General features: G+C 61.5%; 29 protein-coding genes and 1 pseudogene. 12 read left to right on the forward strand and 18 right to left on the reverse strand.

Going from position 1 to position 24,987, the window contains the following annotated elements:
- Window position 1: 1 nt before the first annotated feature.
- The 4 genes from ACP148_RS05715 (at window position 2) to rpsD (ending at window position 3,185) form a co-directional block, all read left to right on the forward strand.
- Complete coding sequence (locus ACP148_RS05715) at window positions 2-565, forward strand: GNAT family N-acetyltransferase (RefSeq protein ID WP_421951649.1); 564 nt, start codon at window positions 2-4, stop codon at window positions 563-565.
- Window positions 565-1,368, forward strand: coding sequence for an RNA methyltransferase (locus tag ACP148_RS05720; protein ID WP_421951650.1), 804 nt, complete (start codon window positions 565-567; stop codon window positions 1,366-1,368). The genes ACP148_RS05715 and ACP148_RS05720 overlap by 1 nt, the downstream gene beginning before the upstream one ends.
- A gap of 133 nt (window positions 1,369-1,501) precedes the next feature.
- Window positions 1,502-2,365 (forward strand): DMT family transporter, encoded by an 864-nt coding sequence (locus ACP148_RS05725; protein ID WP_421951794.1) that lies wholly within the window; start codon window positions 1,502-1,504, stop codon window positions 2,363-2,365.
- Between the two features lie 202 nt (window positions 2,366-2,567).
- Window positions 2,568-3,185: a 30S ribosomal protein S4 gene (rpsD, locus tag ACP148_RS05730; protein ID WP_421951651.1), complete on the forward strand. Its 618-nt coding sequence runs from the start codon at window positions 2,568-2,570 to the stop codon at window positions 3,183-3,185.
- 55 nt (window positions 3,186-3,240) lie between these two features.
- On the opposite strand, the gene ACP148_RS05735 is transcribed toward rpsD, so the two are convergent.
- Window positions 3,241-4,617, reverse strand: a complete 1,377-nt coding sequence (locus ACP148_RS05735) for a peptide transporter (RefSeq protein WP_421951652.1) — start codon at window positions 4,615-4,617, stop codon at window positions 3,241-3,243.
- 406 nt (window positions 4,618-5,023) lie between these two features.
- Here ACP148_RS05735 and ttcA point away from each other — a divergent pair, with 406 nt between their 5' ends.
- Window positions 5,024-5,875 (forward strand): tRNA 2-thiocytidine(32) synthetase TtcA, encoded by an 852-nt coding sequence (gene ttcA / locus ACP148_RS05740; RefSeq protein WP_421951653.1) that lies wholly within the window; start codon window positions 5,024-5,026, stop codon window positions 5,873-5,875.
- Window positions 5,872-6,684: an inositol monophosphatase family protein gene (locus tag ACP148_RS05745; RefSeq protein ID WP_421951654.1), complete on the forward strand. Its 813-nt coding sequence runs from the start codon at window positions 5,872-5,874 to the stop codon at window positions 6,682-6,684. Before ttcA ends, ACP148_RS05745 begins: the two co-directional genes overlap by 4 nt.
- 3 nt (window positions 6,685-6,687) lie before the next feature.
- Here the strand turns inward: ACP148_RS05745 and ACP148_RS05750 are convergent, their stop codons facing one another.
- The 11 genes from ACP148_RS05750 to purC all read right to left on the reverse strand — a co-directional run bounded on the left by ACP148_RS05750 (window position 6,688) and on the right by purC (window position 16,872).
- On the reverse strand, window positions 6,688-7,944 hold the full coding sequence (locus ACP148_RS05750) for a multidrug effflux MFS transporter (protein ID WP_421951655.1): 1,257 nt from the start codon (window positions 7,942-7,944) through the stop codon (window positions 6,688-6,690).
- A gap of 86 nt (window positions 7,945-8,030) precedes the next feature.
- Window positions 8,031-9,260 carry an MFS transporter gene (locus tag ACP148_RS05755; RefSeq protein WP_421951656.1) on the reverse strand — a complete coding sequence of 410 codons (1,230 nt, stop codon included), beginning with the start codon at window positions 9,258-9,260 and terminating at the stop codon, window positions 8,031-8,033.
- A gap of 164 nt (window positions 9,261-9,424) precedes the next feature.
- Entirely contained in the window at window positions 9,425-9,760 is a 336-nt protein-coding gene (gene grxD / locus ACP148_RS05760) for a Grx4 family monothiol glutaredoxin (protein WP_421951657.1), read from the reverse strand.
- 102 nt (window positions 9,761-9,862) lie between these two features.
- A complete protein-coding gene (locus tag ACP148_RS05765; protein WP_421951658.1) occupies window positions 9,863-10,177 on the reverse strand; it encodes a DUF6665 family protein in 315 nt (104 codons plus the stop codon).
- A gap of 7 nt (window positions 10,178-10,184) precedes the next feature.
- Window positions 10,185-10,418 carry a BolA family protein gene (locus ACP148_RS05770; RefSeq protein ID WP_421951659.1) on the reverse strand — a complete coding sequence of 78 codons (234 nt, stop codon included), beginning with the start codon at window positions 10,416-10,418 and terminating at the stop codon, window positions 10,185-10,187.
- Between the two features lie 46 nt (window positions 10,419-10,464).
- Window positions 10,465-12,675: a phosphoribosylformylglycinamidine synthase subunit PurL gene (purL, locus tag ACP148_RS05775; RefSeq protein ID WP_421951660.1), complete on the reverse strand. Its 2,211-nt coding sequence runs from the start codon at window positions 12,673-12,675 to the stop codon at window positions 10,465-10,467.
- 29 nt (window positions 12,676-12,704) lie between these two features.
- On the reverse strand, window positions 12,705-13,349 hold the full coding sequence (locus ACP148_RS05780; RefSeq protein WP_421951661.1) for a Pr6Pr family membrane protein: 645 nt from the start codon (window positions 13,347-13,349) through the stop codon (window positions 12,705-12,707).
- Window positions 13,346-14,014: a phosphoribosylformylglycinamidine synthase subunit PurQ gene (purQ, locus tag ACP148_RS05785; protein ID WP_421951662.1), complete on the reverse strand. Its 669-nt coding sequence runs from the start codon at window positions 14,012-14,014 to the stop codon at window positions 13,346-13,348. The genes ACP148_RS05780 and purQ overlap by 4 nt, the downstream gene beginning before the upstream one ends.
- Window positions 14,015-14,367: 353 nt before the next feature.
- Window positions 14,368-15,453, reverse strand: a complete 1,086-nt coding sequence (locus ACP148_RS05790) for an acyltransferase family protein (protein ID WP_421951663.1) — start codon at window positions 15,451-15,453, stop codon at window positions 14,368-14,370.
- 315 nt (window positions 15,454-15,768) lie between these two features.
- On the reverse strand, window positions 15,769-16,011 hold the full coding sequence (gene purS / locus ACP148_RS05795; RefSeq protein ID WP_338610193.1) for a phosphoribosylformylglycinamidine synthase subunit PurS: 243 nt from the start codon (window positions 16,009-16,011) through the stop codon (window positions 15,769-15,771).
- Window positions 16,012-16,107: 96 nt separating this feature from the next.
- Window positions 16,108-16,872 carry a phosphoribosylaminoimidazolesuccinocarboxamide synthase gene (purC, locus tag ACP148_RS05800; RefSeq protein ID WP_421951664.1) on the reverse strand — a complete coding sequence of 255 codons (765 nt, stop codon included), beginning with the start codon at window positions 16,870-16,872 and terminating at the stop codon, window positions 16,108-16,110.
- 285 nt (window positions 16,873-17,157) lie between these two features.
- On the opposite strand from purC, the gene ACP148_RS05805 reads away from it, so the two are divergent.
- The 5 genes from ACP148_RS05805 to ACP148_RS05825 all read left to right on the forward strand — a co-directional run bounded on the left by ACP148_RS05805 (window position 17,158) and on the right by ACP148_RS05825 (window position 19,279).
- Window positions 17,158-17,484 carry a DUF1476 domain-containing protein gene (locus ACP148_RS05805; protein ID WP_421951665.1) on the forward strand — a complete coding sequence of 109 codons (327 nt, stop codon included), beginning with the start codon at window positions 17,158-17,160 and terminating at the stop codon, window positions 17,482-17,484.
- A gap of 25 nt (window positions 17,485-17,509) precedes the next feature.
- Window positions 17,510-17,908 (forward strand): DUF1801 domain-containing protein, encoded by a 399-nt coding sequence (locus ACP148_RS05810; RefSeq protein ID WP_421951666.1) that lies wholly within the window; start codon window positions 17,510-17,512, stop codon window positions 17,906-17,908.
- A gap of 82 nt (window positions 17,909-17,990) precedes the next feature.
- On the forward strand, window positions 17,991-18,305 hold the full coding sequence (locus tag ACP148_RS05815; protein ID WP_421951667.1) for an ArsR/SmtB family transcription factor: 315 nt from the start codon (window positions 17,991-17,993) through the stop codon (window positions 18,303-18,305).
- Window positions 18,302-18,622 (forward strand): SRPBCC family protein, encoded by a 321-nt coding sequence (locus tag ACP148_RS05820; protein WP_421951668.1) that lies wholly within the window; start codon window positions 18,302-18,304, stop codon window positions 18,620-18,622. Before ACP148_RS05815 ends, ACP148_RS05820 begins: the two co-directional genes overlap by 4 nt.
- 48 nt (window positions 18,623-18,670) lie before the next feature.
- A complete protein-coding gene (locus ACP148_RS05825) occupies window positions 18,671-19,279 on the forward strand; it encodes an ATP-dependent Clp protease proteolytic subunit (RefSeq protein WP_421951669.1) in 609 nt (202 codons plus the stop codon).
- Window positions 19,280-19,446: 167 nt separating this feature from the next.
- Here ACP148_RS05825 and ACP148_RS05830 read toward each other — a convergent pair whose 3' ends face one another.
- From ACP148_RS05830 to ACP148_RS05845, 4 genes are all read right to left on the reverse strand, one after another.
- A complete protein-coding gene (locus ACP148_RS05830; RefSeq protein WP_421951670.1) occupies window positions 19,447-19,998 on the reverse strand; it encodes an RBBP9/YdeN family alpha/beta hydrolase in 552 nt (183 codons plus the stop codon).
- A gap of 351 nt (window positions 19,999-20,349) precedes the next feature.
- Window positions 20,350-21,654 (reverse strand): adenylosuccinate lyase, encoded by a 1,305-nt coding sequence (gene purB, locus ACP148_RS05835; protein WP_421951671.1) that lies wholly within the window; start codon window positions 21,652-21,654, stop codon window positions 20,350-20,352.
- 35 nt (window positions 21,655-21,689) lie between these two features.
- Window positions 21,690-22,364 (reverse strand): ribulose-phosphate 3-epimerase, encoded by a 675-nt coding sequence (gene rpe / locus ACP148_RS05840; RefSeq protein ID WP_421951672.1) that lies wholly within the window; start codon window positions 22,362-22,364, stop codon window positions 21,690-21,692.
- 90 nt (window positions 22,365-22,454) lie between these two features.
- Window positions 22,455-23,303 (reverse strand): DMT family transporter, encoded by an 849-nt coding sequence (locus ACP148_RS05845; RefSeq protein WP_421951673.1) that lies wholly within the window; start codon window positions 23,301-23,303, stop codon window positions 22,455-22,457.
- Between the two features lie 148 nt (window positions 23,304-23,451).
- On the opposite strand from ACP148_RS05845, the gene ACP148_RS05850 reads away from it, so the two are divergent.
- Window positions 23,452-24,189, forward strand: coding sequence for a cytochrome c biogenesis CcdA family protein (locus ACP148_RS05850; RefSeq protein WP_421951674.1), 738 nt, complete (start codon window positions 23,452-23,454; stop codon window positions 24,187-24,189).
- 151 nt (window positions 24,190-24,340) lie between these two features.
- Here the strand turns inward: ACP148_RS05850 and ACP148_RS05855 are convergent.
- Both ACP148_RS05855 and ACP148_RS05860 read right to left on the reverse strand, forming a co-directional pair.
- Window positions 24,341-24,511, reverse strand: a pseudogene (locus ACP148_RS05855) (JAB domain-containing protein); the annotation flags it as partial.
- 99 nt (window positions 24,512-24,610) lie between these two features.
- Complete coding sequence (locus ACP148_RS05860; protein WP_421951795.1) at window positions 24,611-24,841, reverse strand: helix-turn-helix domain-containing protein; 231 nt, start codon at window positions 24,839-24,841, stop codon at window positions 24,611-24,613.
- Between the last annotated feature and the right edge of the window lie 146 nt (window positions 24,842-24,987).

The following is a 24,987-nucleotide window of genomic DNA, read 5'->3' on the forward strand; positions in this document are numbered from 1 at the left end:
GATGAATTTTTTTCCCCTTGAGACCGAGCGGCTGACCTTGCGCCGGTTCGAGCCCACTGACGCCGAGGCAGCCGCCGCCTATCAGGGGCTGGCGGAAGTGGCCCGCTATTGCATGTGGGAGCCACGGTCGCTGGAGCGGGTGCGCGAACTGATCCCGCGCTGGATCGCCATGGACGGGCAGGGCCAGGACAGCGAAGGGCTTCAATATGCCGTCATTCTCAGGGCGAGCGGCGCACTGATCGGCGATGTCGTGCTGATGTTGGAGGACCGCGCGGCGCGGCAGGGCCAGATCGGATATGTGATGAACCCGGTTTTCCAGGGCCAGGGCTATACGACCGAGGCGGCGCGGGCCGTTATGGCCATCGGTTTCGAGGCGGTCGGCCTGCACAGGATTTCGGCGCGATGCGATGCGCGCAATGCCGGCTCATGGCGGGTGATGGAAAAGCTGGGCATGCGGCGCGAGGCTCATTTCCGAGAGCACGCAATTTTCAAGGGCGAATGGGACCAGGAGTTCGTTTACGCCATGCTCGAGGACGAATGGCGCGCAGGGCGGGGGGCAAACTGATGGCGGGGACCGACAGCAGCAAGGAGTTCGCATTCCGGCCCACGCCGGCGATCATTCTGGTCGAGCCCCAGCTTGGCGAAAATATCGGGGCGGCGGCGCGCGCCATGGCCAATTTCGGGCTTTGGGATTTGCGGCTGGTCAATCCGCGCGACGGGTGGCCCAATGAGAAGGCAACCGCTTCGGCGGCCAAGGCGCTGCCGGTGATCGAGCGGGTGCGGGTTTTCGACACGCTCAACGAGGCGATGGCCGATCTCAATCTGGTGCTGGCGACGACGGCGCGGAACCGGGAAATGTTCAAGCCGGTGATCGGGCCGGATGCGGCGGCGGACCAGTTGTCGGCCCATATCGGAGGCGGGCAGAAGGCGGGCATCCTGTTCGGGCGCGAGCGCTGGGGGCTCAACAATGACGAGGTGGCGCTGGCCGATGCCATCGTGACGCTGCCGGTGGAACCGGCCTTTGCCTCGCTCAACATCGCGCAGGCGGTGCTGGTGCTGGCCTATGAATGGCGGCGCGCGGCGCTCAAGGATCAGCCATTGCCGTTTTCGGCCGATGAAGGTGAGCCGGCGCCACGCGGGCAATTGGCGGCGATGACCGAGCAATTGGGCGAAGCTCTGGACCGGGCGGGGTTTTTCAAGACCCCGGCCAAGCGGCCCGGAATGATGAACAATATTCGCGCCATGTTCGCGCGCGGCGGGTTCAACGCCCAGGAGGTGCGCACGCTGCGCGGGATCGTCGCGGCGCTGGACCGGCGGCATGAACGACCCAATCCGTCGCGCCACAAGGATGAGGACGAGGCAGAATAGGGTCGAGGTTGCCGCGCCCCGGTCTCGTCGCTAGGGTGGGGCACAAACCCCTCCCGTATTTTCAATCAGGTCTGTCATGGTCGCCACGCAATCGCCCGCTCCCAGTGCTGGAGCCGGTTCACCGCAAAGCGGGATGGCGTTCATGATCGCGGCGGTTCTGCTTGTGCCGATCAGCGACGCGATGTCGAAAAGCCTCACGGGCGTTCTCAGCCCGTTCGAGATCGCCTTCTGGAGGTTCACGTTCCAGATGACGGTGCTGGGGCTGTTTATCGTCGTGATGCGGCGGCGGCTGGCGCGGGGACCATGGGGACTTGTGTTTCTGGGCGGCGCGACCATGGCGATCGTGCTGTCATCGCTGATCGGCGCGTTCGTCACCATGCCGATTGCCACGGCCATTGCGATCTTTTTCGTGGAGCCGTTGATCCTGACAGTTCTCTCCAGCCTGCTCTTGGGAGAAAAGACCGGCTGGCGACGCTATGTGGCGGTGGCAGTCGGGCTGGTGGGGGCGGTGGTCGTCATTCGGCCGAGCTGGGATATTTTCGGCTGGGCTTCGATTCTGCCGCTGATTGCCGCGACCGGATTTGCCTCCAATGCGATTGTCATGCGCAAACTGGGCCGCCACATGGACGCCATTTCCATGCAGTTCTGGTTTTCGCTTGTGGCCATGGTGCTGATCGGGGTCGGCTTTTCGCTGCTGGGCCAGTTCGAACTGGTGAGTATTTCGGGGGGCATCGATACAGGCGGGCCCTGGGCGCAACTGGTCTTTATGGGCATGTTCTCGGGCGTCACCTTCTTTCTGTTTGCCGAAGCGTTTCGGCGTACACCGGCTTCGACGCTGGCGCCGTTCCAATATATCGAGATCATCGGGGCGACGATCGTGGGGTATATCGTGTTCGGGGATTTTCCCGATCTGTGGACCTGGGTGGGCACGGCGATCATCCTGGCGTCGGGACTATATGTGTTTCACCGCGAGCGCAGAGCGAGCCAGGGCGCTTGACTTTAGGCGCTTTGCCCCCTAGAAACCGGCCATCCTGAACGGGCATGGCCTGTCGGGAAGCACCCGGGACCGTCGGTTTGCGTTTTGGGGTCGGCTTTCGAGCCGGACCTGGAATTCACGTTTTTCGCACGGTCTGTCGGTCGCCTCGCAAGAGGGGACAGAGGAGGGCGCTGTCTTTATCTTTGTTTTGAAAGGACAAGCGATGTCGAAACGTCATTCGCAGAAGCACAAAATCGATCGCCGTTTGGGCGAAAATATCTGGGGTCGTCCGAAGTCCCCGCTCAACGCCCGCGCCTATGGCCCCGGCCAGCACGGCCAGCGCCGTAAGAGCAAGCTTTCCGACTTCGGTATTCAGCTGCGCGCCAAGCAGAAGCTGAAGGGTTATTACGGCTCGATCACCGAGAAGGCCTTCAAGCGCGTTTACGCTGAAGCTGCCCGTCGTCGCGGTGACACCGGCGAAAACCTGATCGGCATTCTCGAAAGCCGTCTGGACGCCATCGTTTACCGCGCCAAGTTCGTGCCGACCGTGTTTGCTGCCCGTCAGTTCGTCAACCACGGCCACGTGCAGGTCAACGGCAAGCGCGTCAACATCCCGAGCTACAACGTGCAGCCGGGCGACGTGATCTCGATCCGTGAGCGCTCCAAGCAGCTCACAATCGTTCTCGAAGCCGTTCAGCTCGCAGAGCGCGACGTGCCCGATTACGTCGATGCCGACCACTCCAAGATGACCGCGACCTTTGTCCGCGTTCCGGCCCTGGGCGATGTGCCCTATCCGGTGCAGATGGAACCGAACCTGGTCGTGGAATTCTATTCGCGTTAAGCGAACCACAGAGTTTAACGAGAAAAGGGCCGCCCGGTGGGCGGCCCTTTTTTTATCAGTTTGCGTATTCGCTCACCGATTCCTTGATCGGTTCCTGGTCGCGCGGGATGTGGCTTTCAAAGTGCATAAGGCGCTTGTGGACCGAGAGCAGTTCGATGACCGTGGACCAGGCGCGGGCCAGAAACTGGAACGAGGAGGCCACCTGGCCGAACGCCTGCTGCACCTGCTGGTACAGACCCAACGTCAGCGCGCCGGCCAGAATGGACGGCGAGAGGGCGAGCAGGGGGATGTAGCCGGCCAGGTTGAGGTAACCATAGCGGGCGAGGTTGAAGTAGGTGTAGTGCCAGTAGAGGCGGAAATAGTTTTTCTGTACATTGGCGAAAAGCTCTTTCCAGGTGGCCGGCTGGGCGTATTCCTCGTGGTCCTCGCCATAGACCAGTTCCTTGCGGTAGGCCGCCTCGACCTTCTGGTTCTCGAAATTGAGCCCCGGCAGCTTGATGCCGACCAGCGCGAGGAGCACTGTGCCGAAGGCCGCCGACAGCAGGGCCACCCAGACGAGGCTGCCCGGAACGTCACCGATCAGGGGGAGCGAGGTGACGTTTTGTGAAAGAGTCCACAAGAGCGGGATGAACACGACAAGCGTAATCAGGGAGTCGAGGAAGGCCACGCCCAGATCCTCGGTGATCGAGGCAAAGCGCATCGTATCTTCCTGTACACGCTGCGCGGCGCCTTCGGTCGAGCGGATGGAGGGCCACCAGGCCATGTAGTAGGAGTTCATGGCCTTGCGCCAGCGAAAGACATAGTGCGCAGTATAAAAGGCAACGATTACGGCGACGATAATGCGGGGCATCAGGACGACGAAGGCTTCCATGATCTGGCCGTAAAACTCTTCGGGGCTTACCGAGCCGGGTTCGGTCAGTGCCTGTTGCATCGTGTTGAAAAAGCGGCCCTGCCAGTTGTTGATGAAGGCGTCGACCTGGACGTTGAAATAGGTCAGCAGCATGATCGCCACCGTGCTGACCACCGACCACCAGTACCATTCGTTGCGCTTGAAATTGTACCAGAACACGCAAAATGCCACGGAGAGCATGAGCAGGTACTGGTAGAACCAGACGCGCTCAGCGGTGAGGAACGAGCCTTCCGGCAGGCAACGCACTTCGGTGGCGGCGGGTGCATCCGGCTGGGTTATAGAGGAATCGGGGAGGTCGGGCTCGGTGAGTTCGGCGCCGGGCACGGCCTGGGCCGTATCGCCAACGCCCGGCGGCGTTATCGGCTCGGTCGGGGCGCAAGCGGGGGGAAGAATGAGCCGGTCGAGGCTGAGATAGGGTTGAAGCGTCGGTCCGAGCGTCGACCACACGATGATCGCGAGGATCATCACGCCGAGAAGGGACGAGAAAAACAGCTTGGGGACCGGAAAGAAGGATCGAAACATTGCGCGCTCCGTGTAGGACGGCGACTCGTCATTCTGGCTGCGGGCCGCGAACGATGATCTAAGGCCGGGAATCTGGCGCAGGCAAGAGCGTGCGGGGGTCAGATTCGGGCCGATCGAAGGCAATTGAGCGGTTTTTGACAATAATGCGTATCTGCGTGTTGAGCGATGGGCAATGCTTGACCGATATGGAGGTGCAAGCCGGATCGCAGATTGGTTCCTGACAGGTTCGGTTCGAACGGGTTCGAAGCAACCTTGTTCTGCGTCACTGGGCCGGGTGACCCAACTTTTGGGTTTCGCCCGGCCTGCCGCCGTCAAATTGCGGCCCGCCCCTTTCCCCGCGCCCCGGCGGCATGTATCAAACGCATGCGCCGCGCTTCACTCTCGGTCTGGCGCGAGAAGGGTCAAAATGAGCATTGCCGAACCGATCGCCGACACCGACGAAGCCTGCCCGACGCTGTTTCGCAATGCCCCGGCGGGGGTGGAGTTCAACAAGCTGCGCAAGCGGCTGATCCGGCAGGTCCGCGAGACGCTGGACACTTACGGGATGGTGCGGCCGGGCACCAAATGGCTGGTGGCGCTGTCGGGCGGCAAGGACAGCTACGGGTTGCTGGCGGTGCTGCTCGATCTCAAATGGCGCGGGCTTTTGCCGGTCGAGCTTCTGGCGTGCAATCTCGATCAGGGGCAGCCGAACTTTCCCAAGCACATCCTGCCCGAATTCCTCGAGAGCAACGGCATCGCGCACCGGATCGAGTATCAGGACACCTATTCGATCGTCACCGACAAGCTGCCCGCCGGCGCGACCTATTGCTCGCTGTGTTCGCGATTGCGGCGGGGGCACCTCTACCGCATCGCGCGTGAGGAGGGATGTTCGGCGCTGGTTTTGGGGCATCACCGCGAGGATATTCTGGAAACCTTCTTCATGAACCTGTTTCATGGCGGCAAGCTGGCGGCAATGCCGCCAAAACTGCTCAATGACGAGGGCGATGTGGAAGTGCTGCGGCCGCTGGCGCTGTGCGCGGAGGCCGATCTGGCGCGATTTGCCGAAGCGCTGGAATTTCCCATCATCCCCTGTGACCTGTGCGGCTCGCAGGACGGGCTGCAACGCAATGCGATGAAGGCGATGCTCGACGATTTCGAGCGCAAGATGCCGGGGCGCAAGGATGTGATGATCCGCGCGCTGGGCAATATCAATCCCAGCCACATGCTGGACCCCAAGCTTTTCGATTTCGCCGCGCTGGCGGCCAGGGTGGATCAATGAATATCGAGCGTTTGACCGCCATCCTGCGCGAGGCCGCCAAGACCGAAATCATGCCGCGCTTCCGTCGGCTCGACGAAGGCACGATCCACACCAAATCGCACGTCCATGATCTGGTGACCGAAGCCGATGTGGCGTCGGAAAAGTTTATCACCGAGGCGATCAGATCGGCCTCGCCGCAGACCGTGGTGATCGGTGAGGAGGCTGTGGCCGCCAACCCCAAACTGCTCGATACCCATTTCGAGAACGAAACCGTAATCTATGTCGATCCGGTGGATGGGACGTGGAATTTCGCTGCGGGACTGCCACTGTTTGCCGTGATGGCGGCGGTGGTCCAGAAGGGCGAAGTGGTTGCCGGGGTGATCTACGATCCGGTGGGTGACGACTGGGTGATGACCGAGCGTGGTTGCGGGTGCTTTCAGGTGTTTCCCGATGGGCGCATGGTGGCGCAGAAATTTGCCGATCCGGTACCGCTCGACCAGATGGCGGGAACCGCCTCGGCGTCTTACATCGCGCAGGACAAGCGAGCAGAAATTCTGGCCAATCTCGCCAAAATCCACACGCTGGCGGCCTATCGCTGCGCCGGGCACGAATACCGGCTGGGCGCGGGCGGCAGCCTTAATTTCATGATGTACAACAAGCTCACGCCCTGGGACCACGCGGCGGGATCGCTGATGATGGCGGAGGCGGGCGCCCATGTCGCCCATTTCGACGGGTCGGCCTACAAGCCCGCCCATTTGGAGGGCGGGCTTTTGGTGGCGGGCAGCAAGGACAGCTGGGACGAGCTGCGCCGCGAGGTGTTTACCCTATAGAGGTCAATGGGCTTCGACCGCCGGGGCGCCTTCCTTGTATTCCTCGCCGACGCCGAACAGCTTGCCCTTTTCGGCGATCAGCACGCAGGCGATGGCCATGAGACCGAGGACGAAATAACCGGCCGCGATCGGGGTTACAGTGCCGTTGAAAAAGCTGCCGGTGATGGTGCCGAGGATGGCGCCGCCCACCGTCTGGATGAACCCGAAGACCGATGATGCGGTGCCCGCGACGGCGCCAAGCGGCTCCATCGACAGAGAGTTCATGTTCGACGCCGTCCAACCGAACATGAACATGATGATGCACAGCAAAGTCATGAACAGCCACAGCGGCATGGGCGTGGTCAACGAGAGAACCAGCCAGATGGCGCTCATGCCGGTGAAGACCAGGATGGCGCCATGGCTGAGCCGGCGCATGCCCATGCGGCGCACCATGCGCGAATTGGTGTAGGAGGAAACCGACATCAGCGATGCCTGGAAGGCGAAGGCGAGCGGAAACAGGGTTCCCAGATCATAGACCCCGACATAGATCTGCTGGGACGTGTTGATGAAGCCGAACAGGGCGCCGAAAATGAAGGTGCCGGCCAGCCCGTACATGATTGCCATGCGGTTGGACAAAACGATGCGGAAACCGTCGATGACCACGGCGGGGTTCAGCGGGCGGCGGTGTTCCGGCGCCAGGGTTTCGGGCAGGCGCGCGAATGTCCAGATGGCGATGACAACGCCCAGCCCGGCCATGAAGAGGAAAATATACTCCCACGGCCCGGTCAGAAGGATGACCTGGCCGATGGCCGGGGCGATGACCGGGATAATCATGAAGACCATGAAGACCAGCGACATGACCTCGGCCATGGCGCGGCCGCCAAAGCGGTCACGGACCACCGAGGTGGCGATGACGCGGGTGCCGGCTGCCCCCATGCCCTGGACGAAACGCAATACCAGAAGCGTTGCGAAATTGGGGGAAAAGACCGCCGCGAAGGCCGCGATGACATATACCACAAGGCCCGCGAACAGCGGCGCGCGACGGCCGAACCTGTCCGAGAGCGGACCGAAAGCGAGCTGGGCAAAGCCGAAACCGAGCATATAGGCGGTCAAAACGAAATGGCGGTCATTCTCGTTCATGACCCCCAGTGCCTCGCCCATATAGGGCAGGGCGGGCAGCATCACGTCGATGGCCAACGCATTGAGCGCCATCAGCCCTGCAATCAGGGCAATGAATTCTGGCCGGGAGACTTCCCGGGTCGCGGTCGTGGTGGTCGTCATGGGGATACCCTGGAAATGGCAAGGCCGGGACTCGTCGGCCCGGCCTTGTTGGTAAAGCTTGAACCCCTCGGTCGGGTTTGGCAACCCTAAAGTGCGGGTTGGGGGGCGATGAAGGCTGGAGCCTTGCCTTCCTTGATGGGGATATGAATCGCGGCCGAAAGCAGGCCGATGATGATGCCCAGATACCAGACGGCATAGTAATCGCCGGTCATGTCGTAGGACAGGCCGCCGAGCCAGACGCCGAAGAACGAGCCGATCTGGTGGGAGAGGAAGGCCACGCCATAGAGCATGCCCATATAGCGCGGACCAAAGAACAGGCTGACCAGCCCGGCCGTAAGCGGCACAGTGGCCAGCCAGAGCATGCCCAGCGTTGCCGCGTAGATATAGGCGCTGACCTCGGTGATCGGCAGGAGCAGGAAAGCGGCGGTGCCCACGGCGCGCAGGAAGTAGATGATCGAAAGCAGGATCTGCTTGGGCAGCCTATCGCCCAGCCAGCCGGCCAGCAGCGAACCCACGACGTTAAACAGTCCGATCAGGCCGAGCGCCCATGAACTGGCTTCCGGGGTCAGACCGCACTGAACGAGGAAGGCGGGAAAGTGGACGGTGATGAAGGCCAGGTGAAAGCCGCAGACGAAAAACCCGACGACCAGCAGGCGATAGGAGCCATGGCCGAGCGCCTTTGACAGCGCCTGCATGAACGGCATGTCGGCATCGCCGGGCGTGCTTTGGGTCTGGCCGCGCAGCATTGTCGAAAGCGGGACGACCATGAGGATGATGAGGCCGAGATAGACCAGGGCCGTCTGCCAGCCGAAATTTGAAATGAACGCCTGACCGAGCGGGGCGAAAACGAACTGGCCCATGGACGAGGCGGCGGTGGCGATGCCGAAAGCGAAAGACCGCTTTTCCGGCGGGACGGCGCGGCCGAAGGCGGCCATAACCACACCGAATGAAGCCGTGCCGATGCCGACCCCCATCAGCACGCCACCGGTGAGCATGAAGATGCCCTCGGTTGGCGTGATCGACCACAGGAACAAGCCAAGCGCATAGACCAGCGCGCCGGCCGCCAGCACGCGGCCGGTGCCGAACTTGTCGGCCATGCCGCCCGCGAAAGGCTGGGTTATGCCCCAGACAAGGTTCTGGATGGCCAGCGCCATGGCAAAGCCCTCGCGCGACCAGCCAAGATCCTCGGTCATCGGCAAAAGGAAGATGCCCGAGGTCGAGCGGGCGCCGAAGGTGACCATGGCGATGAAACAGCCGGCAATGATGATGACCGGCAAGGAAACCGGCAGGGCACGGCCCGAGGTGATAGTCGACATGGTCTAAGTCCCGCTTTTATCGTCGGGGGACGATAAAGACTTTCACGCATGCCACAAACGAAAAAGCGCGATGGGTGCGATCAATATGATTGATCCCGGGCCTGGGCGAAAAAAAGCCCCCAGGGATCTCCGGGGGCTTTGGACGGTCGGCGGCGATGAGCCGGTCAGGCGGTCTGCTTGACCGGAATGCCGGCGTTTTCGAAATGAGCCTGAAGCTCGCCAGCCTGGAACATCTCGCGGATGATGTCGCAACCGCCGACGAATTCGCCCTTCACGTAAAGCTGGGGGATGGTTGGCCAGTTGGAATAATCCTTGATACCCTGACGCAACTCGTCGGTCTCAAGGACGTTGGCGGATTTGTAATCGACGCCGAGATAGCTCAGAATCTGGACGACCTGTCCCGAAAACCCGCACTGAGGGAAATCGGGCGTGCCCTTCATGAACAGGAAGACGTCATTTGACTTCACCTGCTCGTCGATAAATGCGTTGATGTCGCTCATCACAAATGTCCTTTCGGCCCGTTGGGGGAGGTTCGGGGCGTTGATCGGCGTTTCCCGATAGATAGGGGATGATGGTGGCCGTGTCGAGGTCACCGTCTTCAATCATTGGCGAACGGCGCCGAGCCCGTTGAGCACCGCGCGCGGAATGGCGAAGGCGGCGATCACGTCCTGGTGTCGCTTGAAGCCGCACAGCTCACGCTGGACGAAATAGGCCCATACGGCATTTTGCGCGGCAGCGAGCTGTTCGGAGCGTTGGCCGGGCGTGGCGGAATTGTAGGCTGCCACGGCTTTTGCGACCCGCTGTTCGGCGGCACCAAGCGAGGCGGCGCGCTCGCCCATGATCTCGTTTTCGAGAACGGCGTAGCCGCCTTCGGGATTGACGGCCTTGATGAGATCGAGGCTGTCGCGCAGGCTCATTTCAGGCTCAATCGGGTGCGTTCGTGGTCAGCGCCAGTGCGTGCAATTCGCCGCCCATATTGCCCTTGAGCGCCTGATAGACCAGCTGGTGCTGCTGCACGCGGGATTTTCCGCGAAATTGCTCGGACGTGACTGTGGCGGCGTAGTGGTCGCCATCGCCGGCCAGGTCGCGGATATCAACCTTAGCATCGGGCAGAGCCTGTTTGATGAGGCTTTCGATTTCGGCTGCATCCATCGGCATGTGAGGCACTCTCTTTGTTGTCGCGCTTTGCTGAGCGCGCCGGAAACTAGTTTATTGTAGCGCCCATGAAGGCGGGAAACCAGCCTTCGTAAGCGGCATTGAGGTCTTCAAGCGATATGGCCCGGCTGCCGCCCAGCTTCAAGGTGTCGCCGCCCGTCGTGCCGATAATGGCTGCTGAAACGGGCGAGGTGGCCACGATTTCTTCGGCCGCGTCGGCTGACGCCGTGACGATGTAGCGGCCCTGATCTTCGCCGAACCAGGTGGCGAGGGTTTCCTGGCCTGGTGCGGCGATTTCCGCGCCAACGCCCGATCTGATCGCCGCTTCGGCGACGCCCAGAGCGAGGCCGCCATCGGACAGGTCGTGGGCCGAGCGGACTTTGCCATCACGGATCAGCGAGAGGACGAAACGTCCCGCCTTTTTCTCGTGATCGAGATCGACGTGAGGCGCCGTGCCTTCGCGGCGGCCCAGAACATCACGCAGATAGGCCGACTGACCCAGATGAGTGCCCCAGTTTTCCGGTGCGCCGATCAGGACGATCACATCGCCTTCGCGGCCGAACCCGGCGCGGGCCATTTTGGCGTGATCCTCGATCAACCCGACGCCGGCAATGGTGGGCGTGGGCAGGATGCCGCGGCCATTGGTTTCGTTGTAGAGCGAGACATTGCCCGAAACGATTGGGAAATCGAGTGCGGTGCAGGCTTCGCCGATGCCTTTGATGGCGTGGACGATCTGCCCCATGATTTCGGGACGTTCGGGATTGCCGAAATTGAGGTTGTCGGTGGCAGCGAGCGGCTCAGCGCCGGTGGCGATCAGGTTGCGCCAGCATTCGGCGACGGCCTGCTTGCCGCCCTCATAGGGGTCAGCCTCGCAATAGCGCGGGTTGACGTCCGAGGAGAAGGCCAGCGCCTTGGTGGGATGGCCCTCGACGCGCACCACGCCGCCATCTCCGCCCGGCGTCTGGAGCGAGTTGCCCTGGATGAGGGTGTCGTATTGCTCATAGACCCAGCGGCGCGAGGAATGATTGGCCGAACCGAGCAGGGCCAGAAGGGCGTCTGCCACATCCGCATCGGGCACGGAGGCGGGATCGAGCCGTTCGGGCAGGGTTGGGGCAACCCAGGGGCGGTCGTATGCGGGGGCCTCGTCGCCCAGCTCCTTGATGGGAAGGTTGGCGACTTCATCGCCCTGGAACAGAACGCGGAAGCGCAAATCGTCGGTGGTCTTGCCGACGGTGGCGAAATCGAGTTCCCACTTCTCGAACACGGCACGGGCCTGAGCTTCCTTTTCGGGATGGAGGACCATGAGCATGCGCTCCTGGGATTCCGAGAGCATCATCTCATAGGGCGTCATGCGCTCTTCGCGGACCGGAACGGCATCGAGATTGAGTTCGATGCCAAGGTCGCCCTTGGCACCCATCTCGACCGCCGAGCAGGTGAGGCCCGCAGCTCCCATGTCCTGAATGGCGATGACCGCGTCGGTCTTCATCAGTTCGAGGCAGGCTTCGAGCAGGCGCTTTTCGGTGAAAGGATCGCCGACCTGAACGGTGGGGCGCTTTTCCTCGATGTCGTCGCCGAATTCGGCCGAAGCCATGGTGGCGCCGCCGACGCCGTCGCGCCCGGTCTTGGCGCCGAGATAAACGACGGGCAGGCCGACGCCCTTGGCCTCGGAGAGGAAGATCTTGTCGGCATCGGCAAGCCCGGCCGCGAAGGCGTTGACGAGAATATTGCCATTGTAGCGGGCGTCGAACTGGACTTCCCCGCCCACGGTCGGCACGCCGAAGGAATTGCCATAGCCGCCGACACCGGCGACCACGCCGGAAACGAGGTGCTTTGTCTTTTCATGGTCGGGCTCGCCAAAGCGCAGGGCGTTCATCGCCGCGATGGGGCGCGCGCCCATTGTGAAGACGTCGCGCAGGATGCCGCCGACGCCGGTCGCCGCGCCCTGATAGGGCTCGATAAAGGACGGGTGGTTGTGGGATTCCATCTTGAACACCACAGCCTGCCCGTCACCGATATCGACCACACCGGCGTTTTCGCCCGGACCCTGGAGCACGCGCGGGCCCTTGGTCGGCAGGGTCTTGAGCCATTTTTTCGAGCTCTTGTAGGAGCAATGCTCGTTCCACATTGCCGAGAAGATGCCAAGCTCGGTGAAGGTCGGTTCGCGCCCTATCAGGTCGAGAATTTTCTGGTATTCGTCGGGCTTGAGACCATGATTGGCGACGAGTTCGGGGGTGATTTCGATGTCGTTGCGAAGAGTCATGTCGGGGTGATTTCTGGAACGGTTCGGGATCAGGGCGCGATCGGTTGATTTCGTCCAAGCAGACGATCGATGAGGATTGAAAGGGCGCAGAGGACCGCCAGGCCCAGCGCAACCAAGAATGCGTTCATGAAAACGCGTTCATACCCGAGCGCCACCACATCGAGCGGCGGATAAGGGTATTCGGCCACGAGGGCGCCTCTGGCAAGGGTATAGAGGAAATAGACAAGGGTCGGGACCAGCATCAGGGGCAGATTGCGCCAGACAAGGCGGCCATGGGGCACAAAGGCGACCCACCAGACAAGATAGAGGGTCGGCGCGACATAGTGGAGGAGCGTGGTTGCGAGCAGATGCGGACCTTCGAAATCCTGAAGCGGCGCCAAAAGGAAATGATAGAAAATCAACACGAGCGCGATAACGCCTGCCATCATGCCGCCCATGACCGGGTGCCGGGCCCAGGCAAGGCCTCTCGCCGGGAACAAGGCTCCGGCATAGACGAGCACCAGGCCGGTGTTGGACAGGATGGTCAGATAGCTCAGGAAATGGATGTTGGCGGCCAGGAAATTGTGCCCGGTCGCCTGGAGTGCGGGCATGGACAGCGACCATTGCAGGCCTATTCCGAACAGGCCGTTGGCCAGCCCGATTGCCGCAAGGAGCGTTTGACCGGTCCAGTTCATGCAGGCAAGCCGAGCAGCCCGGCGAACATGGGCCTGCCATCCTCGCCGCCATGGGCGGGCTCGATGAGGTTTTCGGGGTGGGGCATCATGCCGAGCACGTTGCCGCGGGTGTTGGTGATGCCGGCGATATTGTTGATCGAGCCATTGGGGTTGGTTTCGGCGGTATAGCGGAAGACGACCTGGCCGTTATCCTCAAGAGCGCTGATCGTGTCGTTGTCGGCGAAATAGTTGCCGTCATGGTGGGCGACCGGGCAGCGGAACACCTGGCCCTGTTGGTAGTGGCGCGAGAAGGGTGTGTTGGCGTTGGCGACTTCGAGGTTGACCTCGCGGCAGACGAATTTGAGCGAAGCATTGCGCATCAGGGCACCGGGGAGCAGCCCGGCTTCGGTCAGGATCTGAAAGCCGTTGCAGACGCCCAGGACGTGAACGCCCTTTTCGGCGCGCTCGCGGATGATGTCCATCATGGGCGAACGGGCGGCGATCGCTCCGCAGCGCAGATAATCGCCATAGGAAAAGCCGCCGGGAATGACGATCAGGTCGACGTCGGGCAGCTCGGCATCCTTGTGCCAGACCACGGCCGGCGGGGTGCCGCTGATCTTTGTCAGCGCCGCGATCATGTCGCGTTCGCGGTTGAGGCCGGGAAAGACAACGACTGCGGACTTCATCGCGCTACGTCTCGCTTCTTGCAATTTGGGGGCTGAACCGGATTGGCGCCTTGTCGGGATTCTGGCCGCAAAATGCAAGGAGAATCTGGGGAGGGGATGGATTTATGCAATGCTGCGGATGGTCCCGTGGGAGTTGGCCACTGCACAAATGACGAACCGGGGTTTAGATGCCGCATGTCGGGAGGGCTGGGCCCACCTCTCCCTTGGGGGGAGAGGTCGACGCGAAGCGGCGGGTGAGGGGGCGTCGAGGCAAGCTCGGTGCTCGAGGCAAGGCCCCCTCGCCCGGCTTGCTGCGCAATCCGACCTCTCCCCCAAGGGAGAGGTAAAGAGCGAGCTGGAATTCTTGGCGTCTACTATTCCGCCGGTGCCACGGCGGGCCGTGTGCGCCAGCGGCTCCCCGGCGCGCCGGGGAGATGCGCCCAGGCGGGGCGTTCGAAGAGGAATTTGCCGAACCCGGTTTTGGAAATGATCCAGTAGAGGATGAGCGGGCACACGATTGCGACGATCAGGCAGGCGAGGCTGGCGATCCCGGCATCGATTTGGGGCACAAAGCGCAACAGCACCGTGCGGAAACTGCCCATGGGGATGACGAAGCTGAGATAGATGACGATGGAATGGGCGCCGACCCAGCGCAGCCAGTCCATGGCGGCAAGGCGCGCGAGCAGCACAGAGGCCGCGCAGATGGCGGTGGCGCCGGCCATGGCCATGATGAAATGGGCGCCCGGAATGTGATCGACGCCGCTTGTCACGAGGCCATAGGTCACCGAATGCCCCGGCGAAAAGACCAGTGCGCCATTGGCAAGTGCCCAGGCGGCAAGCCCTGCAACGGCGAGCGCCGGATGGGTTTGGGTCCATTGGGCCAGCTTGAAGATGGCTGGAGCAAGCGCGTAGCCGGCATAGAAATAGACGAAGTACTCGGCCACGTAATTGACGATGGACACCGGCGTTGCGACCGGGGCGATCGACGCGAGCGCGGCAACGATCAACACGGCGATATGGGGCACGCGCAACTGAAAAAGCAGCTTGGCGATCAGGCCGTAAACCGCCAGCGCGTAGATGAACCACAGGATGGAATAGGGCTCGTAGATGGCGCTGGCCATCAGGGCGAGCGTGCCGGCCGGGTCGCGCTCGACGATCAGATGCTTGAAGGCGATCAGGATCAGGGCCCACAGCACATAGAAATAAAGGTAGTGGACGACGCGACGGTCGGTGAAACTGCGCCAGGGCCGAGCGATGACGGCGGATAGGAACAAGCCCGAGACGAGGAAGAATTCGGGCATGCGGAACGGGGTGGCGAAACCGAGGATATAGTGCATGAAGCCGACCCGTTCTGTCGCTTCGCCCACGCCGTAGGTGGAGTGCATCATCAAAACGAGAATGATGGATAGGCCCTTGGCCACATCGACCCAGGCGTGGCGTTGTTCGGCAGTGTCGGTCATGTCGCGTCCCCGGCAGTAATTCGGGGGCGATCATAGTTCAGCGGGCTGAACGGGGCCTTTCAGCAATGATTACAAGTGAAAGCGTGGTTAAGAATGCGAAAAGGCCGGAGCGGTGGCCCGGCCTTTTCGAAAAAATAGTGTCGCCGGAGGCGATTGGGTTGTTCAGACGACCGGGACGGTGCCGTAGGCGGCAACCATCACACCGATGGCAAGAAAGAACAGGGCCGAAAGGGAAACGGTCTTCAGCATTTCAAGGCATACTCCATGGCGCGCGGACGCGGCAAACTGCGCACAATTCAAATTAAATGGGAGAGGTTAACCGATGATCTCTACGGCGTAATTTTCGATCACGGTGTTGGCGAGAAGCTTTTCGCACATTCTTTCGATTTCCGTCTTGGCACTAACGGGATCGGTGGCCGAAAGTTCCAGATCGAAGACTTTGCCTTGTCGGACGGACTCGACGCCGGCAAAGCCGAGACCTTCGAGTGAACCTTCGATGGCCTGTCCCTGGGGGTCCAGAACACCAGTTTTCAAGGTGACGATGACGCGGGCTTTCATGACGATCCGTTTGGCCTTTTGGTTGAGCGGAATGAAATTTGTTATCTTGTTTCCGAACCGGGTAAGCGGTGCCCGCTTATCCCAGGAACTCTAGGTTTACTGAACCAGCCGGGGGCCGGTGGTCAGGGCATTGTCGGCTTCGACAAGGATGCCGAGGCGCTGGGCGACTTCGCGGTAGGCATCGACGAGCCCGCCGAGATCCTCGCGGAAGCGGTCCTTGTCGAGCTTGTTGCGGGTCTTGACGTCCCAGAGCCGGCAATTGTCGGGCGAAATCTCGTCGGCAAGCACGATGCGCATGAGGTCACCCTCATAGAGGCGTCCGCACTCGATCTTGAAATCGACGAGCTGGATGCCGACGCCCATGAACAGGCCGGTCAGGAAATCGTTGACGCGGACGGCGAGCGCCATGATGTCGTCGAGCTCCTGGGGATTGGCCCAGCCGAAAGCGGTGATGTGCTCTTCGGACACCATGGGGTCGCCCAGCGCATCGTCCTTGTAATAGAATTCGATGATCGAGCGGGGGAGCTGGGTGCCCGATTCAAGGCCGAGCCGCTTGCACAGCGAGCCGGCCGCCACGTTGCGAACCACCACTTCGATGGGAATGATCTCGACTTCGCGGATCAGCTGTTCGCGCATGTTGATGCGGCGCACGAAATGGGTGGGGATGCCAAGCGTGTTGAGCTTGGTGAAGATGTATTCGGAAATCCGGTTGTTGAGCACGCCCTTGCCGTCGATGATCTCGTGCTTGGCGCCATTGCCGGCGGTGGCGTCGTCCTTGAAGTGCTGGATCAGCGTGCCCGGCTCGGGGCCCTCGTAGAGCACCTTGGCCTTGCCTTCATAGATCTTGCGACGACGGTTCATTTCGACGGTGCCCCGTAGATTGCGTGTTTAAGCGGGTCGGAATTTGGGCGCACTCATGCGCCTTTTTGGGTAGCCAATGCAAGCCCTTTCATGGGCAAGGCCATACCATTTACGCCCTACATATCGCGATTCCACCACCTGTTGCGCAAAAACTGCGGTAAGGTTTAACACAGGCGCCATGTGGCAGCGCAGCAAGTTGATTTCAGGCCCGATACCGCCTAATTGAACCCTGAAACCGCGCATGGCGGGCAGCACCGTAAAACAAACAAGCCGAGGGACTGGAGAATGTCTTCATTCGACGAACGTGAGAGAGGCGAGGAAGCCAAATTCGCCCATGATGCATCGCTGCGGTTCAAGGCCGAAGCGCGCCGCAACAAGCATCTGGCATACTGGGCCTGCGCTGAAATGGACGTGACCGACGCGGATGCGATTGCCAATTACGTCGCCGAAGTGATCGCCGTCGATATGACCGAGGCGGGGCCGGCCGACGTTGTGCGGAAGATCAAGGCCGATTTCGACGCCAACAATATCGAGATCGATGAAAAGGCGATCGAGGCCAAGATCGCCCAATTCGATATCCAGGCGCGCGCCGAGGTGCTGGCCGAAGCATAGGGCCCGGGCCCGAACGGACGGTGTCATGAAAGGCATCAAGCACGAAAGCATTGCCGCTTATCACGCGGTCCTCGCCGAGGAGGACCGCACGATCTGCGACCGCTTACGCGGGGTCATCGACCGCGTGCTGCCGGAGGCCGAAAGCAAGATCTGGCACGCCCATCCTGTGTGGTTTCTGGATGGAAACCCGATCGTTGGCTACAGCAAGCTCAAGCATTGCGTGCGGTTGCTGTTCTGGAGCGGGCAATCCTTTAAGACGTCGGGACTGGCGCCCGAGGGGACTTTCAAGGCGGCCGAAGCGCGCTTCACGCGGGCACAAGAGGTCGACGAAGCCTTGCTGGCGCAGTGGCTCGAGGAATCGCGCACGGTCCAGTGGGACTACAAGAACCTCATCAAGAAGCGAAGGCTTGAACGGTTGAGCTGACCGGCCGGGCCGGGAACAACCCCGCGTGTTCGGCGCGGGGTTTTTTGTTGCACAACAGATAAGTGTATGCTTATCTGTTTGCATGGACGACGATTCTCTTTTCAGGGCGCTGGCCGATCCCACACGGCGCGCCATTTTCGAGCGGCTGGCCAGCGGTCCGTCCAATGCCAGCGGCCTGCGCGAGGGGTTTGGCATCAGCCAGCCCGCCATGAGCCAGCATCTGGGCGTGCTGGTCGGCGCGGGGCTGGTTCGTCAGCAGCGGGAGGGCCGGTTCGTCAACTACGAAGTCGATCCGGCCGGTATCGGGCGGATCGGGATCTGGCTGACGCGCTACCGGGCCTATTGGCCCAGCCGGATGGCCGAACTTGATGAGGTTTTGAGGGAGATGGACCAATGAGCGAGACGATCGAGATGGAATTCAGCTTCGATGCGCCGCCCGAAAAGGTCTGGCGGGCGGTGTCCATCGCCCAGTACCGCGAGCGCTGGCTGCCGGGTGCCGATCTTGCGCAGGACGAGCCGGTGGCGGTCGAGGAGGGGACCGCCGTGAGCTATCGCATGCGCGACAGCCTGCCACCGCATGAGGAAAGTGTGGTGACCTTCCAGATTGCCGCCGATGGTGCGGGAGGCACGCGGCTCGAGATCATTCAGCGCCTCGTGGTCCAGGTGCCGGCCGCAGCCAATACGAATGGCGAAACGATGATGCTGGCCGCCTAAGCCAAACCGTTTCAACTCTCAATCTCTTCCAAGCAATGGAGGTCGCCCATGCGCGACACGATGCAACTCGTCCCCATGGTGGTCGAGCAGTCCCAGCGCGGCGAACGGTCGTTCGACATCTATTCGCGCCTGCTGCGTGAGCGGATTGTTTTCGTCAATGGCGAGATCAACGATGCGATGGCCTCGCTGGTCTGTGCACAGCTTTTGTTTCTCGAGGGCGAGAACTCGAAAAAGCCGATCCAGATGTACATCAATTCCTATGGCGGGGTGGTGACCAGTGGGCTCGCCATGTACGACACCATGCAGTTCATCCGCTCGCCGGTGCATACGCTGTGCATGGGTACGGCGCGGTCGATGGGATCGTTCCTGCTGATGGGCGGGCAAGCCGGGTTTCGGGCCGCGTTGCCCAATGCCAGCCTGCATGTGCACCAACCGCTGGGCGGGTTTCAGGGGCAGGCGAGCGACATGCTGATCCATTCGGACGAAATGCAGCGCACCAAGAAGCGGATGATCGAGCTTTACGCCAAACATTGCGGGCGCAGCTATGAGGAGGTCGAAAAGACCCTCGATCGAGACCGGTTCATGACGCCGCAGGAGGGCAAGGAATGGGGGCTGATCGACGCGATCATGACCGAGAGGGCAGAGGAGGTTGGATAAGGCGATCTGGTCCTACCGGCAGGCGCGGTGGAAGGCCCCCTCACCCGGCTCGCTGCGCAACCCGACCTCTCCCCCAAAGGGAGAGGTGGGAAACCGCGGGCGCCACAGTTGACCTCTCCCTTTGGGGGAGGACGCGAAGCGGCGGGTGAGGGGGCCTTGGTGAAGTGCTATATCCTGCTCATCAGGCGCGTGAACATTAACAGCCCTTCGGGCCAGGGACCGTGCCCGGACTCGATATTAATGTGGCCGACGTCGCCGGCTATGTGGAAATCGGATCCCCAGCAGGCCGCAAATTCGGCGGCGCGCTCGACGCTGCAATAGGGATCGTTCGAGGACGCAACCAGCATCGAGGGGAAGCGGAGCGGATCGGATGACAGGCCGCGAAAAGGCGAGGTTTCGGCGGGAACGTCGGGGTGCTCATCGACATCGGGCGGGGCAACGAGAAAGGCGCCCTTGACCTTGGTATCGGCCTGGGTCTGGCTCGCGGCAACGATGGTCTGAACGCCGAGCGAATGGCCGACCAGCACCACGGGGCGCGTGGCCATCATGATCTCGCGTTCGAGGGTTTCAAGCCAGCCGGCGAGGGTGGGGGCATCCCATTCGTCCTGCTCGACGAATTTTGCGTTGCGGATCTTTTCGACCCAGCGGTGCTGCCAGTGGCCGGGGCCGGAATGACCCAAACCAGGAACGATGAGAATGTCGGCGTCTGCGGTTTTCATAACACGATTACTTGGTGGATTTCGGTCAGCAGCGCAAGGGGGCGGTTGCATTGCGGAAAGGGTTTCAATTGTGCCGGATCGCGTGACGCTACTGACACGGGCTGTCAGGATGTTTCTGTTATGTTCTTTCTCCAACGGAGAGCGGTAAAGATGACTGAATGGAGACTGGAGCACAGGGGTGTAGCGACCGGCTTACGGGCGAGAACGATCCGGGCTTTTCTCAGGACCGTTCCGGCTTTCGCGAGAAGGACCGGGAACGGCCGGGCACAAGAGGTGCCCGACTCGCTGCGGGTGGATGTCGGGTTGGAACCGAAGGAGAATCCCCGGACGTGGCGGGACTATCGTTGAGTGCTACTCGCCGAACACACGCCTAAAAATCGTATCCACGTGCTTGAGGTGATAGGCGTCGTCAAAGCTGGCATCGATCTGCTGGTCGCTGAGCTTTGCCGAAACGTCGGGATCGGCTTTCAGGAAATCGGGGAATTTGCCTTCGCCGCGCCAGACCTTCATGGCGTTGCGCTGCACGGCCGAATAGCTTTCCTCGCGGCTCATGCCGGCCTGGGTCAGGGCGAGCAGGAAGCGCTGCGAATTGTGCAGGCCGCCGAGCTTGTCCATGTTGGCCTTCATGTTCTCGGGATAGACCACGAGATTTTCGATGACGTTGGTCAGGCGTGCCAGGGCGAAGTCGAGGGTCACGGTGGCGTCCGGCCCGATCATGCGTTCGACCGAGGAGTGCGAGATGTCGCGCTCGTGCCAGAGGGCGACATTTTCCAGCGCCGGGGTCACCATGCCACGCACGAGGCGGGCGAGGCCCGTGAGGTTTTCGGTCAGCACCGGATTGCGCTTATGCGGCATGGCCGACGAGCCCTTCTGGCCCTTGGAGAAAAACTCCTCGGCCTCGAGCACTTCGGTGCGCTGGAGGTGGCGGATTTCGGTGGCCAGGCGCTCAATGGACGAGGCGATGACGCCCAGCGTCGCGAAATACATGGCGTGGCGGTCGCGCGGGATGACCTGGGTCGAGACGGGTTCGACGGTAAGGCCCATCTGCTCGGCGACGTATTCTTCCACCGACGGGTCGATATTGGCGAATGAACCAACGGCGCCGGAAATGGCGCATGTGGCGATTTCGGCGCGGGCGTTGACCAGCCGCTCGCGGCAACGGGAAAATTCGGCGTAGGCCTGTGCGAGCTTGACCCCAAAGGTGGTCGGCTCTGCGTGGATGCCGTGGCTGCGCCCGATCGTAATGGTGTTCTTGTGTTCATAAGCGCGCTTTTTGAGCGCGGCGAGCAGGGCGTCGAGATCGGCGAGCAGCAGATCGGCGGCGCGGGCGAGTTGGACCGAAAGCGTGGTGTCGAGCACGTCGGACGAGGTCATGCCCTGGTGGACAAAGCGGGCCTCGGGGCCGACGATTTCGGCGAGGTGGGTCAGGAACGCGATAACGTCGTGCTTGACCTCGCGTTCGATCTCGTCGATGCGGTCAACGTCGAATTTTGCGTCCTTGCCCTTGGCCCAGATTTCATCGGCCGACGCCTGCGGCACGACGCCGAGTTTGGCTTGCGCGGTTGTGGCGTGCGCTTCGATTTCGAACCAGATCTTGAACTTGGTCTCGGGTGACCAGATGTCGACCATCTGCTGGCGGGAATAGCGCGGGATCATGGGCTTAGGGTCCGTCGTTCAAAGATTGATTCAGATTACCGGGCCATCGCGGCGTCGCGGATGGCCTTGATGCGGGGAGCATAGGTGGCAGCGTCATTGCCCTTGTAAACGGCGGAGCCCGCGACCAGTGCGCTGGCCCCGGCTTTGGCAAGGGCACCGGCATTGGAAGGATCGACGCCGCCATCGACCTCGATCTCGATAGCGCGGCCACCGATCAGGGCCTTTGCCTGTTCCACCTTGGCGATGGCCTCGGGAATGAAGGCCTGACCGCCGAAACCGGGATTGACGCTCATGATCAATATGAGGTCGAGCCTGTCGATCACGTGCTGGATAGCCGAAACAGGGGTGGCCGGATTGAGCGCCACGCCTGCCTTCTTGCCCAGACCCTTGATGGCCTGAAGCGAGCGGTCGAGATGGGGGCCGGCTTCGGCATGGATAGTGATGATATCGGAACCGGCTTTGGCGAAGGCTTCGATATAGGGATCGACCGGGGCGATCATCAGATGCACGTCGAGAACTTTGTCGGTCACCGGGCGGATCGCCTCGACGATCAAGGGGCCGATGGAGATGTTGGGCACGAAATGGCCGTCCATCACGTCCACATGCACCCAATCGCATCCGCCCTTGTCGATGGCGCGGACTTCGTCTCCCAGCCGGGAGAAATCGGCAGAGAGGATGGAGGGGGCGATCTTGATGGGATGGCTGGTCACGGCGAACCCCGGATAATGGTCAGTTGGCAGGCTTGTTAGTATGGCGGGGGCAGGAATCCTAGTCCCAAAAGGTATGATCGGCCGGATTGCTCACCGCTTGCGGCGCTCGGCCGCCAAAAGCGCAATGGCCACGCCGCCGAGAATGCCGGTCGAGGCGAGCGCGAGCCGCAGCGTAATCGTCTCGCCGATAAAGAGCACGCCGCCGGTGGCGGCAATCGCGGGAACTGTCAGTTGCACCGTCGAAGCCTGCACGCGCGAGAGCGCGGGCAGGGCCATATACCAGACAGCATAGCCAAGACCGGAGGCAATGGCGCCGGAGGCTATGGCATAAGCGACCCCGGTCGGTGCAACCGGCGTCGTCCAAAGTCCGATGCCCACCAGGCCGATGGCAATGGGCGCGCAGCGCACGAAATTGCCGGTGGTATCTCCAAGTGGCGACCGGGACCCGCGGCCGATCAGCGAATAAACAGCCCAGGACGCCCCCGCCAGCGCCATCAAGGCGGTTCCGAACGGATGGGGTGCAGTGAGCCCCGGAGAAACCAGATAGACGAGCGATGCGATCGCCAGCCCGATCCCGAGCCATTCGATGGGGCCGGGCCGGTCACCCTTGATGACAGCCCAGCCGAGCATGCTCATCTGAACGCTGGCAAACAGGATTAGCGCCCCCAGGCCGGCACCGAGCATGAGATAGGCCACCGAAAAGGCAAGGGCATAGCCCAGCAATGCGGCAGCGCCGGCCCAGCTGCCACCCATCCTGCGGGCGCCGGTCGCGCCCGGCCCCAAAAAAAGCAGGAGACAGAGCAGAGCGGCGCCGGCGAGCAGCCTTATGCCCGTGTAGCTCGCCGCGTCGATGGTGCCGTCTGACAGCGCGAGGCGCGCGAGAACCGAGTTGGCCGCAAAGGCCAGCATGGCGAGGCCGGTCAATACAATGATGCGCATGCCGACCTCTCCGTCGCCTTTTTTGCCATGCTAGCTGGAAACACGGCGGATCGCCATGGATCATCAAAACGTCGCGATGAGACAAAACGAGCCATTGCGCTCCAGACGCACACCGTTACAAGTCCGGCATTGGTTTTCGGGAGCGGAAATGTTCGGATTCGGATTGCCAGCGGTTTTCGGGGCCGGGATACTGAGCTTTCTCAGCCCCTGCGTATTGCCGCTGGTGCCAGCCTATCTCTCCTATATGTCGGGCGCCACTTTCGAGCGGCTGCGCGAAGAGGGCGTGGCGGGCGGCAGGCTTTATGGCCGGACGCTGATTACGGCGCTGGCTTTCGTGCTCGGCTTTTCGCTGGTCTTCATCGCTTTCGGGGCGACGGCTACCTTTTTCGGACAAGCCCTGCGACGCGCGCTGCCCGTTCTCATGCCGCTGGCCGGCGTCGCCATCATCATCATGGGGCTGCATTTTCTCGGCGTGTTGCGGATTTCCTGGCTCTACCGCCAGTTCCGCTTCGAGGGGCCGAAAATGGCCAGTGGGCCGCTGGGCGGATTCCTGCTTGGCCTGGCCTTCGCCATTGGCTGGACGCCATGCATCGGCCCGATGCTGGCCGCAATCCTGACCGTGGCGGCAAACCAGCAGACCGCATGGGAGGGCGCCTCTTTGCTTGCCGTCTATTCAGCCGGGCTGGGCGTACCCTTCATTCTCGCGGCTCTGGCATTGGGACCATTCCTGTCTTTCTTCGAGGGGTTCAAAAAGCATCTGGGAACCGTCGAAAAGGTCATGGGCGCGCTGCTGGTGGTGGTCGGTGTTCTTTTCCTGACCGGCAATTTCACCCGTATGGCGTTCTGGCTGCAGGCCAATTTCGAAGTGCTGAACAAGTTCGGCTAGAGCCGTTCAGGATTTGATTGAATCAAATCCTTGTCTCTAAACCTTTGTTTTGTCGCGTGTCCGAACCGATAAAGTGGTATCCACTTTATCTGGACACGCTCTAGACCCGAACGGGGCTCTCGTTTCGCGAAATCAGGCCGTCAACCTGTTCTCAAAACAGCTTCATGCCACGCAAGGAGGTGTGGGTCGATTTGCCCACGATGATGTGGTCGTGAACGGTTATGCCCAGCGGCTTGGCGATGTCGGCGATCTGGCGGGTCATTTGAATGTCTGCCGACGAGGGCGCGGGATCGCCCGATGGATGGTTGTGGATCAGTCTAAGTATTACAATTAACTGCATGAAATTACAAGACTTTTTATGGCCTAAAATTTCTAGTGGCGACGTTGTTTGGGAGCGGTAGTGAATGCCTGACCGTGACAATCACGGCTCCAATGGTTTCCTAACGATTGGACTATTTGAATCACGACAGGTCACGGTGTGCTTCCTGTCCCAATCATTTAGCGCTTCGAGTGGGTAGAGGACAGCTTTTCCGATTTTGACAAATGGTGGGCCCACACGCATCGCACGCCAATTTCGGAGGGTACCCACGCTAATCGCTTCACGATATCGCGCCGCAACTTCCTCCGCTGTCAAATACATTCGGTTCTCCATCGTGGCCACTCCTGAGCTTCTTGGATCACTGCTCTAGCATCGCCAGTACCGGCCGATCATGGAAGTGGCTGGCGAGAGGAGTGGTGCAATGACAGGGATACGGCGGCAATCGGCTGAATGTAGGTCTGCCGATCGACGGCGAATTG

Origin of the sequence: Pelagibacterium sp., from assembly GCF_965249125.1 — a bacterium.
In the GTDB taxonomy this organism is placed as follows: Bacteria; Pseudomonadota; Alphaproteobacteria; order Rhizobiales; family Devosiaceae; genus Pelagibacterium.